The 18,784-nt window shown below is 58.2% G+C and carries 16 protein-coding genes, 4 tRNA genes and 1 riboswitch; of the genes, 4 read left to right on the plus strand and 16 right to left on the minus strand.

The annotated features are described in order from the left end of the window. Positions 1 to 388: 388 nt before the first annotated feature. Positions 389 to 465 (minus strand) — tRNA-Arg (locus J1G33_RS06415). Positions 466 to 788: 323 nt separating this feature from the next. On the opposite strand from J1G33_RS06415, the gene J1G33_RS06420 reads away from it, so the two are divergent. The 3 genes from J1G33_RS06420 to J1G33_RS06425 all read left to right on the plus strand — a co-directional run bounded on the left by J1G33_RS06420 (position 789) and on the right by J1G33_RS06425 (position 1,909). Then, positions 789 to 1,016 (plus strand): hypothetical protein, encoded by a 228-nt coding sequence (locus tag J1G33_RS06420; protein ID WP_078822109.1) that lies wholly within the window; start codon positions 789 to 791, stop codon positions 1,014 to 1,016. A gap of 11 nt (positions 1,017 to 1,027) precedes the next feature. Next, positions 1,028 to 1,207 (plus strand): PA3371 family protein, encoded by a 180-nt coding sequence (locus J1G33_RS27830; RefSeq protein WP_248161781.1) that lies wholly within the window; start codon positions 1,028 to 1,030, stop codon positions 1,205 to 1,207. Positions 1,208 to 1,582: 375 nt separating this feature from the next. Next, complete coding sequence (locus J1G33_RS06425; protein WP_003193592.1) at positions 1,583 to 1,909, plus strand: Arc family DNA-binding protein; 327 nt, start codon at positions 1,583 to 1,585, stop codon at positions 1,907 to 1,909. A 100-nt stretch (positions 1,910 to 2,009) separates the two neighbouring features. On the opposite strand, the gene mgtE is transcribed toward J1G33_RS06425, so the two are convergent. From mgtE to ltaE, 8 genes are all read right to left on the minus strand, one after another. Continuing rightward, positions 2,010 to 3,452: a magnesium transporter gene (mgtE, locus tag J1G33_RS06430; RefSeq protein WP_005790606.1), complete on the minus strand. Its 1,443-nt coding sequence runs from the start codon at positions 3,450 to 3,452 to the stop codon at positions 2,010 to 2,012. 349 nt (positions 3,453 to 3,801) lie between these two features. Continuing rightward, positions 3,802 to 3,878: transfer RNA gene (locus J1G33_RS06435), tRNA-Arg, on the minus strand. 72 nt (positions 3,879 to 3,950) lie between these two features. Then, positions 3,951 to 4,027: transfer RNA gene (locus J1G33_RS06440), tRNA-Arg, on the minus strand. 108 nt (positions 4,028 to 4,135) lie between these two features. After that, a tRNA-Ser gene (locus J1G33_RS06445) sits at positions 4,136 to 4,226 on the minus strand. A gap of 62 nt (positions 4,227 to 4,288) precedes the next feature. Next, positions 4,289 to 4,477 (minus strand): carbon storage regulator CsrA, encoded by a 189-nt coding sequence (csrA, locus tag J1G33_RS06450; RefSeq protein WP_003175645.1) that lies wholly within the window; start codon positions 4,475 to 4,477, stop codon positions 4,289 to 4,291. 175 nt (positions 4,478 to 4,652) lie between these two features. After that, positions 4,653 to 5,894, minus strand: a complete 1,242-nt coding sequence (locus J1G33_RS06455) for an aspartate kinase (protein WP_005790609.1) — start codon at positions 5,892 to 5,894, stop codon at positions 4,653 to 4,655. Between the two features lie 95 nt (positions 5,895 to 5,989). Continuing rightward, entirely contained in the window at positions 5,990 to 8,608 is a 2,619-nt protein-coding gene (alaS, locus tag J1G33_RS06460) for an alanine--tRNA ligase (RefSeq protein ID WP_032879836.1), read from the minus strand. A 146-nt stretch (positions 8,609 to 8,754) separates the two neighbouring features. Further along, entirely contained in the window at positions 8,755 to 9,759 is a 1,005-nt protein-coding gene (gene ltaE / locus J1G33_RS06465; RefSeq protein ID WP_223017824.1) for a low-specificity L-threonine aldolase, read from the minus strand. Between the two features lie 190 nt (positions 9,760 to 9,949). Continuing rightward, a riboswitch (FMN riboswitch) is annotated at positions 9,950 to 10,119 on the plus strand. Between the two features lie 113 nt (positions 10,120 to 10,232). Between ltaE and J1G33_RS06470 the strand changes: the two genes are divergently transcribed. After that, positions 10,233 to 10,742, plus strand: a complete 510-nt coding sequence (locus J1G33_RS06470) for a 6,7-dimethyl-8-ribityllumazine synthase (RefSeq protein ID WP_032879834.1) — start codon at positions 10,233 to 10,235, stop codon at positions 10,740 to 10,742. 147 nt (positions 10,743 to 10,889) lie between these two features. Here J1G33_RS06470 and astE read toward each other — a convergent pair whose 3' ends face one another. From astE to J1G33_RS06505, 7 genes are all read right to left on the minus strand, one after another. Continuing rightward, positions 10,890 to 11,894, minus strand: a complete 1,005-nt coding sequence (gene astE, locus J1G33_RS06475; RefSeq protein ID WP_032879833.1) for a succinylglutamate desuccinylase — start codon at positions 11,892 to 11,894, stop codon at positions 10,890 to 10,892. A gap of 11 nt (positions 11,895 to 11,905) precedes the next feature. Beyond that, complete coding sequence (locus tag J1G33_RS06480) at positions 11,906 to 12,193, minus strand: hypothetical protein (RefSeq protein ID WP_003175651.1); 288 nt, start codon at positions 12,191 to 12,193, stop codon at positions 11,906 to 11,908. A 26-nt stretch (positions 12,194 to 12,219) separates the two neighbouring features. After that, entirely contained in the window at positions 12,220 to 13,566 is a 1,347-nt protein-coding gene (gene astB / locus J1G33_RS06485) for an N-succinylarginine dihydrolase (RefSeq protein ID WP_148853737.1), read from the minus strand. Between the two features lie 154 nt (positions 13,567 to 13,720). Then, positions 13,721 to 15,187 carry a succinylglutamate-semialdehyde dehydrogenase gene (gene astD, locus J1G33_RS06490; protein ID WP_223017825.1) on the minus strand — a complete coding sequence of 489 codons (1,467 nt, stop codon included), beginning with the start codon at positions 15,185 to 15,187 and terminating at the stop codon, positions 13,721 to 13,723. After that, a complete protein-coding gene (gene astA, locus J1G33_RS06495; protein ID WP_005790626.1) occupies positions 15,187 to 16,212 on the minus strand; it encodes an arginine N-succinyltransferase in 1,026 nt (341 codons plus the stop codon). The genes astD and astA overlap by 1 nt, the downstream gene beginning before the upstream one ends. Positions 16,213 to 16,263: 51 nt before the next feature. Next, positions 16,264 to 17,283: an arginine/ornithine succinyltransferase subunit alpha gene (gene aruF, locus J1G33_RS06500; RefSeq protein WP_005790628.1), complete on the minus strand. Its 1,020-nt coding sequence runs from the start codon at positions 17,281 to 17,283 to the stop codon at positions 16,264 to 16,266. A 128-nt stretch (positions 17,284 to 17,411) separates the two neighbouring features. Beyond that, entirely contained in the window at positions 17,412 to 18,632 is a 1,221-nt protein-coding gene (locus J1G33_RS06505; protein ID WP_032879829.1) for an aspartate aminotransferase family protein, read from the minus strand. Positions 18,633 to 18,784 lie beyond the last annotated feature (152 nt).

Below are 18,784 nucleotides of genomic sequence, written 5' to 3' on the forward strand. Positions count from 1 at the left end.
GCAGCCTCATTTGCTGTCAAGTGATTATTTTCAGAAGCTTTCGAAGATTTCTTCAACAACTTCAACCACTTGCGCTTAAGATCTCTCCGAAGCGGGAGGCGAATTCTACAGGGATTTGCATGTGCGTCAACCCCATTAAATCAAAAAACTCAAAACTCCCATTTGACCTGCCGTGCACCAGGCCTGGAGCCTCTGTGAATCTCTATATATAGAGAAGGGAGCCAGCGCATTGCCCGCACTGGATCCTCCTGACGCAAAAAACAACCTGCAACAAATGCCAGGCTATCAACAGATAGCAGGATTCAGATCGAAGGAAATGCAGCAGAGAGAAAAGCGGATGTCTTGTAGATAGCACTAAACGCCATGGCAGGCGTTCAGTCTATAAAGATGGTGTCCCAGGGCCGGTTCGAACGGCCAACCTTCCCCTTAGGAGGGGGATGCTCTATCCAATTGAGCTACTGGGACAAATGACAAGCGCGTCGCGGATGAGACCAGCGACAGACGGCGTGCATATTAACGGTCGAGGTAGTTTTTGTCATGTCGTCCTTAGGCATTTTGCTTGTAGGGCGATCCTTGCACATATCTTTAGAGCTTCACCCAGTAAACACGGGGACTTGCAGTGATCGTGCAAATTGCATTACCTCAAAATGCCATCATTGCAAACTGCAACCCGAAACCACCACATAGGCAAATCAACTAATTGATTTTAAAGGAAAAATAGTTTGGCACGGCATCTGCAATGTTCTTTGCATAAACCAAGCGAACCAAGCACCGCGGAGAACATGACCATGAATAGCATCCTACTATTAGCTCTCAATGCCGTAGCCCTGGCCGCACTGGTGATATTTCATTTCCAGCCAGTCAATACTCAAGATGCCGCACTGGCCAGCCAAGCAGTTCCCCATCATCTGCAACAACGCCCCCAGCTGGCGGTAGTCACTGCTACCGAGCAGTCACCCGTTCTCCTGACGCAAGAAACACAAGCAGCACCTACATCCGAGCACTGGGTTTTCTGAGATAACTATCAATGTCCAAACCTGCCTGGCTTTTTCTATGCTTGACCCTCATGGCAGGCTTTCTGGCCCTCGCTACTGACTCCCCTGGAGTTCAAGCCACCGCCTTTATCGTCAGCGCCGTGTTTGGTAGCCTATTGATATTGGCCCTCATCGCCGGTCGCCGAATCAAGTTCGATCCATTGCTGCGCTAACCCCCTCCCCCCCTACCTTATGTCGAATCACCCTAGCAAATCGGCAAACTGCCACTAGGCTTAAGACTGAGGGCAAAAGGCCATATTGCGCTGCGCCCTTCAACCCAGATGCGCCGTAGCCCTGCGCGTTGATGGACTAGCACTGCATCAGCGCCAAAGTTTTCAAACCAGTCCGCAAAAATGCAATTCAGTACTGGCACAAAGCCTTTAGGCGGTTCAATATTTGTCACAGAATTGACGCCAATGAAATGGCAAATCTGAGGCATGATGCGGCCTCTTTGCAATTCGGGTTGAACTTTGGTCGTGAGCCTTGTCTTAACACTCATCTTGCGGCCAATTCCAGAAACCGCTCCCCTGAACTAACCGGTTAAATATATGCGCCCATTGAAACAGGCAATTTATTCCAGCCGTACGGCTGACAAATTCGTCGTACGTCTGCCAGACGGAATGCGGGAACGCATTGCCGAGGTGGCTCGCAATCATCACCGCAGCATGAACTCTGAAATCATCGCACGCCTGGAACAAAGCCTTATTCAGGAAGGTGCCTTGGGTGAAGAGTTGAGCATGCGCCTGGATAGCCCGGAGCTGTCACTGCACGAACGCGAACTGCTGCAGCGTTTTCGTCAGCTCTCCCACCGCCAGCAAAACGCCCTCGTCTCGCTTATCGCTCACGATGTTGAGGCGGCCGCAGAAGCCAATTGATTGACACTGAAAGCCGAAGCCAGCCATGTGCTGGCTTTTTTTTGCCTGAATTTTGGAGATGGGGAGCAAAGCGGGGGCAGACATGCCCCCGCAGAAAGGATCAGAGCAGGAAGATCGTTGCCAGGCCCAGGAAGATGAAGAAGCCACCACTGTCAGTCATGGCAGTAATCATCACGCTGGCTCCCATGGCGGGATCGCGACCAAGGCGCGCGAGCGTCATAGGGATCAATACCCCCATCAAGGCAGCCAGCAGCAGGTTGAGGGTCATGGCGGCCGTCATCACTACACCCAAGGACCAACTGCCATAAAGGAGATAGGCCACCACACCAATCACTCCACCCCACACCAGGCCGTTGATAAGGCCCACAGCCAGCTCCTTGCGCAGTAGGCGTGAAGAGTTGGCCGTACTCACCTGATCCAGCGCCATGGCCCGCACGATCATGGTGATGGTCTGGTTACCGGAGTTACCGCCGATACCCGCCACAATCGGCATCAACGCCGCCAATGCCACCAGCTTTTCGATTGAACCTTCAAACAACCCGATGACACGAGACGCGATAAATGCCGTGATCAGGTTAACCGCCAGCCAGGCCCAGCGGTTATGCAGAGAACGCCAGACTGACGCAAAAATGTCTTCCTCTTCACGCAAACCCGCCATGTTGAGGACTTCGGTTTCACTCTCTTCACGGATCAAGTCAACGATTTCATCGATGGTCAGACGACCGATCAACTTGCCGTTCTTGTCGACCACCGGAGCCGAGATCAAGTCGTAACGCTCAAAGGCCTGGGCCGCGTCGTAGGCATCTTCGTCAGGATGGAAGCTGACGGTATCGCTGGCCATCAGGTCAGCTACTTTCTTCTCTGGATCATTTACCAGCAGGCGCTTGATCGGCAACACGCCTTTGAGAATTCCCTCGTAGTCGACCACGAACAGCTTGTCGGTATGGCCCGGCAGCTCTTTGAGGCGACGCAAGTAACGCAGTACCACTTCCAGACTGACGTCTTCGCGGATGGTGACCATCTCGAAATCCATCAGCGCACCGACCTGGTCCTCGTCATAGGACAGCGCCGATCGCACGCGCTCACGCTGCTGCGTATCGAGCGCCTCCATCAACTCATGAACAACATCCCGGGGCAGCTCAGGTGCCAGGTCGGCCAGTTCGTCCGCATCCATCTCCTTGGCGGCGGCCAGGAGCTCATGATCATCCATGTCGGCGATCAGCGTTTCACGGACCGAGTCAGACACCTCCAGGAGGATGTCACCGTCGCGATCGGCCTTGACCAACTGCCAAAGGGTCAGTCGATCATCCAGCGGCAAAGCTTCGAGGATGTAGGCAACGTCGGCGGAGTGCAGGTCATCGAGCTTGCGTTGTAACTCGACGAGGTTTTGCCGGTGAACCAGGTTTTCAACGCGGTCGTGGTTCGGACCTTCCTGGCGGTGCGTGAGGTCTTCGACCACGCGCTGGCGCTGCAGCAGCTCGATGACTTGAGCCAGACGATCCTGCAGGCTTTCTTGTGTTTTCTTTACTTCTACTTCGGTCATAGGCGAACTCCACTCCCAGCAGCGGGGCACGCCGGAAGGATCAATCAGTCAATTCATGATTGGTAAAACGGGGTACTGAGTCACTACTGGGTAAGTCCATGGAGGTATTCCACAAGCCCCGACGGGGCTGACGGGCGCATGATACACCGCCCGGCCGTTTTAAACGTTAAAAAACTGGAAAGAACAAGCGCTTGCGAGCCAATGTTCAGTATTGGCTGCACCTATAGAAATGCGACGACACGCAGGAGAGGGAAAACACATGGGAAAGATAAAAAGACCCACACCAGGATAAAACCTACATAAACCCCAGACGGCAAAAAGCCCGCACTAGGCGGGCTTTTTGTTTGTATGGTGCACTCGACAGGATTCGAACCTGTGACCGCTCGGTTCGTAGCCGAGTACTCTATCCAGCTGAGCTACGAGTGCAGATTGTGTTTTTAGACCAGATCACAACTGGTTGAAGCCGAGCTACCTGCATCGCTGCAACTAACTCTTAAATGGTGCACTCGACAGGATTCGAACCTGTGACCGCTCGGTTCGTAGCCGAGTACTCTATCCAGCTGAGCTACGAGTGCATTTGTTGCCGCGAATTATAGGCCGTTCAATCTCTATGTAAAGCTATTTTTTCGAGTATTTTCAACAACTTACCGAAAAAACCAGATTGCAACGTACTAAGCAAATAATGGCGGAGAACGGGGGATTCGAACCCCCGACACCCTTTTGAGGTGTACTCCCTTAGCAGGGGAGCGCCTTCGGCCACTCGGCCAGCTCTCCGCAACACGGGGCGTATATTAACCACGTTCATCCCCGTTTGCAAACATAAAAAACGATAAAAATTAAAGGCTTGGTTCTTCGTCCTTCTCTTTCTTGATCCGCAGGTAGATTTCCTCGCGGTGAACCGCTACCTCTTTTGGAGCGTTAACCCCAATACGCACTTGATTGCCTTTGACGCCGAGCACGGTCACGGTGATTTCGCCATCACCGATAATCAGGCTTTCTGCGCAACGACGAGTCAGAATCAGCATGCCTTTCTCCTCACGCATTTCAGTTCAGGAACAACAGTCTGCAAAAAAAAGGCATTCGACCTACAACCCAAAAGCCGTAGCCCTACACACCTAAGTATTGTCGAGCCCACGCAAAAGAACATGCGCCCCACAAAAAAATGAAAGGCGCGGTAAACCGCGCCTTCCTGGCAACACATCACTCGCCCTGTCGGGCCGGAGCGTCAAGCTCAAAAGCGGTATGCAGCGCGCGTACAGCCAGTTCCAGGTACTTCTCTTCGAGCACTACCGAGACTTTGATTTCCGAAGTGGAAATCATCTGGATGTTGATACCCTCCTTGGCGAGGGCCCCGAACATACGGCTGGCAACGCCGGCATGGGAACGCATGCCCACCCCTACGATCGATACCTTGGCAATCTTGGTATCGCCGACCACTTCACGGGCGCCAATCTCGCTCGCTGTGTTCTGCAGGATTTTCAATGCCGCATCGTATTCGTTGCGGTGCACGGTGAAGGTGAAATCGGTGGTGTTATCGTGCGAAACGTTCTGCACGATCATGTCGACTTCAACATTCGCATCGCTGACAGGACCCAGAATCTTGAAAGCCACGCCCGGGGTGTCTGGCACGCCACGGATCGTCAGCTTGGCTTCATCGCGGTTGAAAGCGATGCCGGAAATGATCGGCTGTTCCATGGATTCCTCTTCATCAATAGTAATGAGGGTGCCCGGACCCTCCTTGAAGCTGTGCAATACGCGCAGCGGAACGTTGTACTTGCCGGCGAACTCCACCGCGCGAATCTGCAGCACCTTGGAACCAAGGCTGGCCATTTCCAGCATTTCTTCAAAGGTGATCTTGTCCAGGCGCTGGGCCACTGGCACGACGCGCGGGTCAGTGGTGTAGACGCCATCCACGTCGGTATAGATCTGGCATTCGTCAGCCTTGAGCGCTGCCGCCAGTGCCACACCCGTGGTGTCAGAACCGCCACGCCCGAGGGTGGTGATGTTGCCTTGCTCGTCCACACCTTGGAAACCCGCTACAACTACCACGCGCCCAGCCTTCAGATCAGTACGAATTTTCTGATCATCAATCTGCAGGATACGCGCCTTGGTGTGCGCGCTGTCGGTGAGAATGCGCACCTGGCTGCCCGTGTAGGACACCGCCGGCACGCCACGCTTGTTCAGAGCCATGGCCAACAGCGCAATGGTTACTTGCTCGCCCGTGGACACAATCACATCCAGCTCACGTGGCAACGGCTGTTGATCCCCACTGATAGCCTTGGCCAGGTCGATCAGGCGATTGGTCTCGCCGCTCATGGCTGACAGCACCACTACCAGGTCATCGCCGGCATCGCGGAATTTCTTAACCTTGTCGGCGACCTGCTCGATTCTTTCTACAGAGCCGACCGAGGTGCCTCCAAATTTCTGTACGATCAAAGCCATTTCCAAGCCGCCTCAGCCCGTAAAGGGGCGCCTAATATCCAATCCACCCGCACTGAACAAGCCCGTGACTAGACCACGGGCCGATTAACAGTGCCTTAAATACCTGCCTCGACAAACGGCACGGTCAAGGCCAGGGCCGCATCCAGGGCACCGGCATCTACACCACCGCCTTGTGCCATGTCCGGACGACCACCGCCCTTGCCGCCCACTGCCGCAGCGGCTTGCTTCATCAAATCACCGGCCTTGAGTTGGCCAGTCAGGTCTTTGGTTACACCGGCAACCAGAACGACCTTATCCTCATGGACACTGCCGAGCAGGATCACTGCGCGGCCGAGCTTGTTCTTCAACTGATCGACCAAGGCCAACAACGCCTTGCCGTCCTGACCGTCCAGGCGCGCCGCCAGAACTTTCACATCCTTGACGTCAACCGCCGAGGCCGACAGATCATCGCCCGCAGCGCTGGCCGCCTTGGCCTGCAACTGCTCCAGCTGTTTCTCCAGCGCACGGTTGCGCTCCAGCACGGCAGACAGTTTGTCGATCAGATTGTCACGGCTGCCCTTGACCAGGCTGGCCGCTTCCTTGAGTTGTTCTTCGGCGGCATTGAGGTAAGCCAGGGCCGCAGCACCGGTCACCGCCTCGATACGACGCACACCGGACGCCACACCACCTTCGCTGATGATTTTCAGCAGGCCGATATCGCCGGTACGGTTAGCGTGGATACCACCACACAGCTCGACCGAGAAGCTACCACCCATGCTCAGCACGCGAACTTCGTCGCCGTACTTCTCGCCAAACAACGCCATGGCGCCCTTGGCCTTGGCGGTTTCGATGTCAGTTTCTTCAGTTTCTACCGGCGTGTTCTTGCGCACCTCGGCATTGACAATATCTTCCAGCGCCTTGATCTGCTCAGGCTTGATTGCTTCAAAGTGGCTGAAGTCAAACCGCAGGCGCTGGCTGTCGACCAACGAGCCCTTTTGCTGAACATGCTCGCCCAGCACTTGACGCAAGGCAGCGTGGAGCAAGTGAGTGGCCGAGTGGTTCAACGCAGTTGCGTGCCGTACGTCGGCATCGACCTGGGTATCCACTGGCGCGCCGACGGTCAGGCTGCCCAGCACCAACACACCGTGATGCAGGAAAGCACCGCCGGTCTTGGTGGTGTCGCGCACCTCGAAACGGCCGGACGTCGAGCTGAGGAAACCACAATCACCAATCTGGCCACCTGACTCGGCGTAGAACGGGGTCTGGTCCAGCACCACCACGGCTTCTTCGCCTTCGCTCAATACATCGACCGACTTGCCGTCTTTATAGATGGCAACGATCTTGGCCGAGCCGGCGGTAGCCTTGTAGCCGATGAACTCGGTGGGCACGTCAACCTTGACCAGGGTGTTGTAGTCCAGGCCAAAGGAGCTGGCGGAACGCGCACGCACACGCTGGGCTTCCATCTCACGCTCAAACCCGGCTTCATCGATGGTCAGCTCGCGTTCACGGGCGATATCGGCGGTCAGGTCCATCGGGAAACCGTAGGTGTCGTAAAGCTTGAACACCACGTCGCCCGGTACCACAGAGCCTTTGAGCTCAGCCAGGTCCTGCTCGAGAATCTTCAGGCCGTGCTCCAGTGTCTTGGAGAACTGCTCCTCCTCGGCCTTGAGTACGCGCTCGATATTGCTCTGCTGCTGCTTGAGTTCCGGGAAGGCATCGCCCATCTCGGCAACCAGTGCAGCCACGATTTTGTAGAAGAAGCTGCCGGTGGCACCCAGCTTGTTACCGTGACGGCAGGCGCGACGGATGATGCGACGCAGCACGTAGCCACGCCCTTCATTGGACGGCAACACACCATCGGCAATCAGGAAGCCACAGGAACGGATGTGGTCCGATACCACTTTGAGCGACGACTGGCCTTCATTGGTGCAACCAATGGCCGCAGCCGAAGCGCTCAGCAGGTTGGTGAACAGGTCGATTTCATAGTTGGAATGAACGTGCTGCATGACCGCACTGATCCGTTCCAGGCCCATGCCGGTGTCTACCGACGGCGCCGGCAGCGGATGCAACACGCCATCGGCGGTGCGATTGAACTGCATGAACACGTTGTTCCAGATTTCGATGTAACGGTCACCGTCTTCATCCGGCGAGCCGGGTGGGCCACCCCAGATGTCCGCACCGTGATCGTAGAAGATCTCGGTGCAAGGGCCGCACGGGCCGGTATCGCCCATGGTCCAGAAGTTATCGGAAGCGTAAGGCGCACCCTTGTTGTCGCCGATGCGAATCATGCGCTCGGCAGGTACACCGATTTGCTGGGTCCAGATGTCATAGGCTTCGTCGTCCGTCGCGTAGACGGTAACCCAGAGTTTTTCCTTGGGCAGTTTCAGCACGCCGGTCAGGAAGGTCCAGGCGAAGGTAATCGCATCCTTCTTGAAATAGTCGCCGAAACTGAAGTTACCCAGCATTTCGAAGAACGTGTGGTGACGCGCGGTGTAACCGACGTTTTCCAGGTCGCTGTTCTTGCCGCCGGCGCGTACGCACTTCTGGCTGCTGGTGGCGCGAGTATAGGCGCGCTTTTCCTGGCCCAGGAAACAGTCCTTGAACTGGTTCATCCCCGCGTTAGTGAACAGCAGGGTGGGGTCATTGCCTGGGATCAAGGAGCTGGAGGCTACACGGGTGTGACCTTGCTCTTCGAAGAAGCGAAGGAAGGCTTCACGGATTTCTGCGCTTTTCATTAGGTTCTTCCACGGAGGCTGCGGCCAAAGGCCAGTGCGCAACATCATCAGACGGAGCGACGGCAAAGGGCCGCATTATATCGGCCCTTCGCCGGTGGTACAGCGTGTTTATGTGATAGAAACAGTCAATTAGACGGTCTGCACTGTCATTTCTGCGAAAATGCGACGAATGTCTGCACGACTTGCTCGATCTGTGCCCGGCTGACATCCAGATGGGTGACCATACGCAGGCGCGGCGCGGCACTCAACTTGATCCCGCGCTCTGCGGCAAAGGCTTTCAACGCCTGCGCCTGCTCGCCAATGTGCACATAGACCATGTTGGTCTGCACCGGCTCCACCGTGTAACCGACCTTGCGCAGCTCATCACCCAGCCACTGCGCGTTGGCGTGGTCCTCGGCCAGGCGCTGTACCTGATGATCCAGGGCATACAGCCCCGCTGCCGCCAACGAACCTGCCTGACGCATTCCGCCACCGACCATCTTGCGCAGGCGCCGGGCCTTGGCGATCAACGCCGTGGAACCGCACAGCACCGAGCCGACCGGTGCACCAAGGCCCTTGGACAGGCACACCGACACCGAATCGAAATGCTTGGCGATGTCACGCGCATCCACCCCCAGCTTGACCGCTGCGTTGTAGATCCGCGCCCCGTCCAGGTGCAAGGCCAGGCCATGCTCACGGGTAAACGCACGCGCCTTGGCCAGGTACTCCATCGGCAGGACCTTGCCTTGCATGGTGTTTTCCAGCGCCAGCAAGCGCGTGCGGGCAAAGTGGAAATCGTCAGGCTTGATCGCCGCCAGCACGTGGTCAAGGTCCAGGGAACCGTCCGCTTGCACTTCCAGCGGCTGCGGCTGGATCGAACCCAGCACGGCCGCCCCGCCGCCTTCGTATTTGTAGGTATGGGCCTGCTGGCCGACGATATATTCCTCGCCGCGCTCACAGTGGGCCATCAATGCCAGCAAATTGCTCATGGTGCCAGTGGGTACGAACAGCGCGGCGGCGAAGCCCAGACGCTTGGCCAGTTCCGCCTCCAGCTTGTTGACGCTGGGGTCTTCGCCATAGACGTCATCACCGCTGACGGCGCCGGCCATCGCGTCGAGCATACCGGGGGTGGGTTGGGTCACGGTGTCGCTGCGCAGGTCAATCACGGTCATGAAGGGGGCCTCTAACGGAATGGATAAGTCCTTTTGTGTGTGATTACTGCGGGCAAAGCCACGCAATATCAAGCCCCCACTGCATTCAATCGAATACCAACCAAACAAACCGATATAGCTTATCGATACGGCAACCGTGCAGTTTTTGAAAAACCGTGTTAAAAACTCTCCGCCGCCAGGGTTCTGGCGGCAACGTTCTCAGGGCGGGGTGCAATTCCCCACCGGCGGTAATTGCACGCAATGTGCATAGCCCGCGAGCGCTTGGCGCCTCGAACTGCTCCGGCAGGACGGCGACAAGGTCAGCAGACCCGGTGTGATCCCGGGGCCGACGGTCATAGTCCGGATGAAGAGAGAACGGGATTGGCACCTAAGGGCCGCGCACTGACCTCATGCTTGCATGACGCCGTTGTGCATACCCTTAAATCCCATTCGATTCATAACGCCCTGTTTTTTTCTTAAACAGGAGTCAGAACATGCAACCCACCGCAATCGACAGCAAAAGCAAAAACCATCACGGCGAGCGCGTCGCGTTTATCCAGGCCTGCTGGCACAAGGATATCGTCGACCAATCGCGCAAAGGCTTTCTTGCCGAAATGATCGCCCAGGGCTATCAGGAATCGGACATCGACTTCTTTGAAGTCGGCGGTGCCTTTGAATTGCCCCTGCACGCCAAGTTGCTGGCCAAGACCGGTCGCTATGCCGGCATCGTCGCCGCCGCACTGGTGGTGGATGGTGGCATCTACCGGCACGAATTCGTGGCCCAGTCAGTGGTCAGCGGTTTGATGCAGGTTCAACTGGAAACTGAAGTGCCGGTGTTCTCGGTGTCCCTGACGCCGCACCACTTCCACGCCGGCAGCGAGCACACTACGTTCTTCTATGAGCACTTCGTGCACAAGGGTCAGGAAGCTGCGCGTACCTGCGCCGATACCCTGCACAAGGTGCGGGCGATCCGCCGTAGTGAGCCGCGCGCCGTAGCGGTCTAAGCAACACTGCAAAACAACATGTGGGAGGGGGCTTGCCCCCGATGGCGGTGAGTCAGCTGCAGATGGGCTGACTGGTATACGGCTATCGGGGGCAAGTCGAAACGTCGCACCGCCCCTCCCACATTTGGATCCAGTTGGACTTAAGATTTAAGCCAACCCAGCATCCGTGGCAGGCACGATAAGAATCCCCGCCCGCAAACCATTTTTCACCTTGGGGTTGGGAAAGATGATCCGCGCACCCTCCTCCTCGATCACCCAGCGCGTCTTGGCCACGTCTTCGGCCAGCAGATAACCCTTTTCCAATTGCGAAAAGTTTTCCACATCCGCCGGCAGGTGCATCAGGAAGGCGTCGCTGTGCTTGATGACCTCGCGAGAGACGGCAAACAGTTGCAGGCCGTCCAGGCTTTCTGTCGGCGGCTCATCGCCTTCAATGATGTGCTTGAGGCGCGCCTCCAGCCGGGACACGTCCACGCTCTGGTTCTGCCCGAACGGCCGGGCCTTGCCCAGTTCCAGGGTGAAGGCTTCGGCTTCCAACTGTTCGTAGGTAAACGCAGTGAAAGTGATCGAGGTTTTGTTCTGCAGCAATACCGCTTGCATACCGCCGGCGTTCAGGCGCGCCAGTTCACGGCGCGAATGCTGACGCCCCTCCTTCCACGGGTAGAGGGCAAACTGCTCGATCTTAGAGCCACGAATCGCGGTGTGCAGGTCGTAGTGCAGGCGTGATCGACCGGGCTGGCTGAAAAAACTGCGCGCCAGTTGCTCGAGTTCGGCAGCGCGCATGGCCTCGGGGCCGATGTTGCTTTCATGCCGGCCGTTGAACAGCCGGTTGATGTCCAGTTCGAGATAACGCTCGCCGCGGCGCATGGCCTCGGGGTTGCCGAACAGGAACAGAATACGGGAGCGGGGTTTGATTTCCCCACGGGCGATGCCATGCAACAGGCGATCGAGCAGTTCGATCGGCGCGGTTTCGTTGCCATGGATGCCGGACGACAGCAGCAGGTCGCTGCCATTGTCCCGAGCCTCAGGGGGGCGCACTTCGAGCGCGCCCTCGCTGAGCCAGCGCATCTGCACGCCGTCGACAGTCAGTTGAATTTTTTGCGCCGGTTCGCGACCGGCGAGGGTCAGTTCAAGCAGTTTGCCGAGGGCGAGCATAAGCAGCTTCCTTAGTGGTTGCAGCCAGGACCATGGACGTGATCGTCGTCATCACCCTCAACGTCGGCCGGTTCCATTTCCAGTTGCAGGCTCATCAGGTTGGTCGCCAAGGGACGCATCAGCAGGTTGGCGTACTCGGCGTCGCCCTCTTCGACGTCCACACCAATCAGCAGTTGGCCACGGCCGTCGTGCTGGATCCAGATCTCCTTACCCTGCCAGACCACGGCAACGCGGGTGCAGGAAGTTTCAAGCTGGGTGCCGTCGGTGTCTTCAAGGATCAGCTTCAGGGTGTCGGTCATAAATAAAATATCTCAGCCGTATGGCGTTAATTGATCTGGAAAGGATAAACCGAGCCCAGTTTAAGGATTTGCGTCAGTTCATCCAGTGCCGTCCGGCACTCAAGCAGCAACTGCGGGTCAGCCAGGTCGGTTTCGCGCAGGCTGTCGCGGTAGTGCTTGCCAACCCATTGGGTCAGGGTTTCGTACAGTGGCGCGGTCATGATAACGCCTGGATTCACCGCCGCCAGTTCGGTTTCGTTCAAGGCGACGCGCAAACGCAGGCACGCCGGGCCGCCGCCGTTCTGCATACTTTGCTTGAGGTCGAAAACGTTGACTTCGCGGATCAGCCCACCGGAGCTGGTCAGGCCCTGCAGGTAGTGCCACACACGCTCATTGCTGCGGCACTCTTCCGGCACAATCAGCAGCATCGAACCGTCAGGGCGGGTCAGCAACTGGCTGTTGAACAGGTAGGAACGCACCGCGTCCTCGACACTGACCTGGGCACGGGGTACGCAGACGGATTGGAAGTTGCCGCCCAGCTTGCCCAACTTGGCTTGCAGCTCGGCGAGCATCTGTTCGGTGTTGAGGAATGCGTCCTCGTGGTAGAACAGCATCTCGCCGTTGCCCACCGCGATTACATCGTTGTGGAACACGCCGGCATCGATCACCGCCGGGTTCTGCTGGGCGTAGACCACGCCGTCATCCTTCAAGCCGTGCAGGCGCGCGACTGCCTGGGACGCTTCAAGGGTCTGGCGCGCCGGGTACTTCTGCGGGGCCGGATAACGGCTGTCGAAGGCACTGCGGCCAAACACGAAGAACTCAACACCCGCCTCACCGTACTCACGGCAAAAGCGCGTGTGGTTGGCCGCGCCCTCATCACCGAACTGCGCCACCGCCGGCAAGGCGGCGTGGTGGGCAAAGTGCTTTGCATCGGCGAACATCGCGCCCAGCACGCGGCTGGTGGTGGGGTGTTCGATGCTGCGATGGTACTTGCAGTTGAGGTTGGCGGCAGTGAAATGCACGCGACCGTCTGCGGTATCAGCGCTCGGGCTGACAGTGGCCGCGTTGGCTACCCACATGCTGGAAGCCGAGCAGCTCGCTACCAGCAACGGCATGGCCTGCTTGGCCGCTTGCTGAATTACCTGGGCGTCGGTTCCGCTGAAACCCAGGTTGCGCAAAGCAGCCACATCCGGGCGTTCCTGGGGCGCCAACACACCTTGCACAAAGCCCATGTCCATCAGGGCTTTCATTTTCTGCAGGCCCTGCAACGCCGCTTCCTTGGGGTTGGAATGTTGCTGGCTGTTGCTTTGGGATGCGACGTTGCCGAAAGACAAACCGCCGTAGTTATGGGTCGGCCCCACTAGACCGTCAAAATTGACTTCACAGGATTTCATCGGCGAGGCTCCACGAACATCTGTTTTTATAGGCATCAAATTACTGAATACACCACAGTTCAAATGTGGGAGGGCGCTTGCTCCCGATAGCAGGGTGTCAGTTGACTAATTAGGTGACTGACACACCGCCATCGGGAGCAAGCCCCTCCCACGTTCAGATCAGTGTAATGCCAGGGGTCAACGTGGCTGGCATCACCAGACTCGGCGTTTCCAGCGACGCCACCGGATACGCACAATAATCGGCCGCGTAATACGCACTGGCCCGATGGTTACCCGAGGCCCCTACCCCGCCAAACGGTGCGGTACTGGCGGCGCCGGTCAACTGCTTGTTCCAGTTGACGATACCGGCACGGCTTTCCAGCCAGAACTGCTGGTAACGCGCTTCGCTATCCGACAACAGGCCAGCGGCCAGGCCGTATTGGGTGTTGTTGGCCTCTGCGATTGCCTCGGCGAAATCCGCGTAGCGAATCACCTGCAACAGCGGGCCGAACAGTTCTTCGTCTTCGCGCTCGGTTACGCCGGTCACGTCGATGATGCCTGGGGTCAGCAATGCGGCCTGATCCTGTGGCTGGGTCATTTCCAGCAGCGCTACGGCGCCATTGGCCAACATCAATTCCTGGGCGTCCATCAAGGCTTTCGCCGCGCCAAGGGAGATTACCGAGCCCATGAACGGCGGTGGTTGCTGGTCGAACGCACCGACTTCAATCGTTGCGCTCACCGCCACCAACCGCGCCAGCAATGCATCGCCCCAGGCGCCTTCCGGCACCAACAAGCGACGGGCGCAGGTGCAACGCTGACCAGCCGAGATAAACGCAGACTGGATGATGGTGTAGACCGCCGCATCCACATCGGCCACTTCATCCACGACCAGCGGGTTGTTGCCGCCCATTTCCAGGGCGAGGATTTTGTCCGGGCGTCCCGAAAACTGCTGATGCAGATGATTGCCGGTGCGGCTGGACCCGGTGAAGAACAAGCCGTCTATGCCGGGGTTGGCGGCCAGGGCGATGCCGGTTTCCCGCGCGCCTTGCAGCAGGTTCAACACGCCCGCCGGCAGCCCGGCTTCGATCCAGCATTGCACGGTCAGCTCGGCAACTTTCGGGGTCAGCTCGCTGGGTTTGAACAGCACGGTATTACCCGCCAGCAAGGCCGGGACGATATGGCCGTTGGGCAAATGCCCGGGGAAGTTGTACGGGCCGAACACCGCCACCACGCCGTGAGGCTTGTGACGCAATACCGCGGTGGCGTCACCCAATGGGCCGCTCTTTTCGCCGGTGCGCTCACGATAACTCTGCACCGAGATGGCGATCTTGTTGGCCATGCTGGTGACTTCGGTAGCCGATTCCCACAAGGGTTTACCGGTTTCCTCACCAATGCAGCGGGCAATTTCATCGGCACGGCTTTTCAGGGTGCTGGCAAAAGCTTCCAGCACGCTGATGCGTTCTTCCAACGGCAGACGAGCCCACGCGGGGAATGCCTGGCGTGCCGCCTGCACGGCGGACTCGACCTGCTCGGCGGTGGCGCCGTTGCCGGCCCACAATACCTGCTGGGTCACCGGGTTGCGCGATTCGAACAACTCACCCTGGCCGGCCAGCCAGCTACCTGCGATATACAGCGAATTCATTACTTGGACTCCCGAGCAGCAGACAACGGTACGGCACGCACTTGATCACCCACCACCAGCTGCAGGCGCTTGGCGGTCTGCGGATCAACCACCAGGGTACCTGCCGCCAGCCGGGCCGGAGCAGCAGTGATACGGCACTCCTCGCGCTTGCGGTTATGGATCAGGAACGGCGTGGCGTCGTCCCCCGGCGTGCCGATGGCCAACACCAGCGACTGGCTGTCGCGCACCGCACGGATTTTGCTGGTTTCACACTCTACCGCTGGGCCTGCATCGAAGATATCGACATAGCCCTGATAGCTGAACCCTTCGCTCTTGAGCATACTCAGGGCCGGCTCGGTGTCCGGATGGACCTTGCCGATCACGTTGCGCGCATCCTCGGACAGGAAGCAGCTGTACAGCGGAAACTTCGGCATCAGCTCGGCGATAAACGCCTTGTTGCCCACACCGGTAAGGTAGTCGGCCTGGCTGAACTCCATTTTGAAGAAGTGTCGACCCAGGCTTTCCCAGAACGGCGAACGCCCGGCGTCGTTGGATACGCCGCGCATCTCGGCAATGATCTTGTTGCCGAACAATTGCGGGAACTCCGCGATAAACAACATGCGCGCCTTGGCCAACATGCGGCCGTTAAGACCGTTGCGATAATCGGCATGCAAAAACAACGAGCACAATTCGGAATTGCCGGTGAGGTCGTTGGCCAGAAACAGCGTCGGAATCTCGCGGTAGATATTCAGCTCCTGGGAGGCGCTGACGGTCAGCCCGACCCGGAAGTTGTACCAGGGCTCACGCAAGCCCACGGCACCGGCAATGGCAGAAATGCCGACCACGCGGCCTTCATCGTTCTCCAGCACGAACAGGTAGTCGGCATCGCCGCGCCCGGCTTCGCCGCGAAAGGTTTTTTCCGCCCAGCCAACCCGGTGGGTCAGGCGCTCTTCGTTGGCCGGCAAAGTGGTGAGGCCGGTGCCGGTGCTGCGCGCCAGATCAATCAGGGCCGGTAAATCGCTGCTGCGTACGGGACGAACGATCATGCTATCTCCTCGAACGGGCCGCTGTTGTCAGCCACCCGCGAAACTCTGTTTTTATACCGCAACCAAACGCACGCTCGCGCCTTCGCCAACGCCCAGGGCTTCGGCGGCCGCCAGGTCCAGGGTTACTGGCTTACCAGGCGCATAGTCCAGCTCCAGCATCACCGCGCGGTAATCCTGCAACTGCGCGTTACTCACCAGGTACTGGCGACCGACGCCCTTGACCATCTCGCCGATCTTCACCGGTACCACGCGGCTCTGGGCGATCGAGCGAATACCCGAAACCCGTGCATGCAGCGTCGGGCCACCGTCGAAGATGTCGATGTAGTGGTCGGTCTCGAAACCTTCGCGCATCAGGATATCGAAGGTGATCTGCGCACGCGGGTGCACCTGGCCCATGGCTTCCTGGGCCTCGTCCGGCAACAGCGGCACGTAGATCGGGTAATGCGGCATCAACTCGGCGAGGAAGGTGCGGCTTTTCAGCCCGCACAGGCGCTCGGCGGCGGCATAGTTGAGGTCGAAGAAGTTGCGACCGATGGCGTCCCAGAACGGCGAATCACCGTTTTCGTCGCTGTAGCCGACAATCTCGGTTACCACCGAATCGGCAAAGCGCTCGGGGTGGCTGGCAACGAACAACAGGCGGCCACGGGAGTTGAGTTCCGACCAGGGCGATCCGACCAATTCCGGCACCACGTAGAAACTGGTGAGCAGGCTGTTACCGGTCAGGTCATGGCACTGGGAAAGCACGTGGATCTTGTTATGGATCTTCAGCTCTCGGGAGGCGTGCACGAAGGTTTCGTTACGGAAACTGTAGAACGGCTCGGAGTAGCCGGCTGAAGCAACGATGGCCGAGCAACCGGCGAGCTTGCCGGTATCGGTGTCTTCAAGCACGAAGAAATAGCTCTCTTCACCGTTGAAGCTTACCTCGGCCGCGAAAGAAGCTTCGCTGGCGGCGATTTTGTCGCTCAGGCGTTCCACATCGTCTGGCAAGGACGTAACACCAATCGGGCTGTCTGCAGCCAGACGCTGTACCTCGCCCAGATCAGCCATTTGCGCGGGGCGCATCACCAGCATGGTGTTACTCCTTAACTCGAAAAACTCATAGAAAAAAATACCGGACAGGTCAGGAACAACACTGTTCCTAATGTGGGAGGGGGCAAGCCCCCTCCCACATTTGATCCGGTCCGGCAGATAGATTTGTATCAGGCTTGAGTCAACGTCTTCACAGCACGCTCAAAACGATCCAGCCCTTCGTTGATATCCGCCTCTTCCACCACCAGGCTCGGCGCAAAACGCACCACGTCCGGACCAGCTTGCAGGATCATCAGATTCTCTTTTTCGGCCGCGTTGAACACGTCCTTGGCCTTGCCTTTGAAGGCATCGCTGAGCACGCAACCGATCAGCAGGCCCATGCCACGCACCTCGGTGAAGATGCCGTATTGCGTGCCGATCTGCTCCAGGCGCGCCTTGAACAAGTCATGCTTGGCGTTAACGCCGGCCAATACTTCTGGCGTGTTGATCACGTCGATCACCGCTTCGGCCACTGCGCACGCCAGCGGGTTGCCGCCGTAGGTGGTGCCGTGGGTGCCGACCACCAGGTGCTTGGCCAAGTCTTCACGGGTAAGCATCGCCGCAATCGGGAAACCGCCGCCCAGGCTCTTGGCGCTGGTGAGGATGTCCGGCGTCACACCGTAATGCTGGTAGGCAAACAGGTGGCCGCTGCGGCCCATGCCGGTTTGCACTTCGTCGAACACCAGCAGCGCGTCGTTCGCGTCGCACAGTTCGCGGGCACCTTGCAGGTAAGCCAGTTCAGCCGGCAGTACGCCGCCTTCACCCTGGATCGGTTCCAGCACTACGGCGCAGGTCTTGCCCGACACAGCGGCCTTCAGCGCAGCCAGATCGTTATAAGGAACGTGGGTGATGCCGGTGATTTTAGGCCCGAAACCATCGGAGTACTTGGACTGGCCGCCGACGTTGACGGTGAACAGGGTACGCCCGTGGAAGCTGTTCAGCGCGGCGATGATCTCGTATTTCTCGCTGCCGAAACGGTCAAAGGCCACACGACGGGCCAGCTTGAACGCAGCCTCATTGGCCTCGGCGCCGGAGTTGCAGAAGAACACGCGATCGGCAAAGGTGGCGTCGATCAGCTTGTGGGCCAGGCGCAGCGCCGGCTCGTTAGTAAAGACGTTGGACACATGCCACAACTTGTTGGCCTGTTCGGTCAGTGCACCGACCAGCGCCGGGTGGGCGTGGCCCAACACGTTGACCGCGATGCCGCCGGCAAAGTCGATCAGCTCACGACCTGCTTGATCCCACACGCGCGAACCTTGGCCACGCACAGGGATAAAGGCGGCAGGTGCATAGTTAGGCACCATTACTTGGTCGAAATCGGCACGTTGCACCGGGGCTTGCTCAACGGACATCGGAGTCTCCTGAAGAGGAACGCCTGCCTGGAACTGGCGGGCGATGCAGGGATTGTAAGGACAGTTTTCAGTAGGGCCTTGCCGCCAAGCGACAACTTCTTATAGCGCCAACCCGCGTTTTTAGCGGGTTTACGCCAATGCGACAAATAGCG

It is taken from the genome of Pseudomonas sp. P867, assembly GCF_019891455.1.
Lineage (GTDB): Bacteria > Pseudomonadota > Gammaproteobacteria > Pseudomonadales > Pseudomonadaceae > Aquipseudomonas > Aquipseudomonas synxantha_A.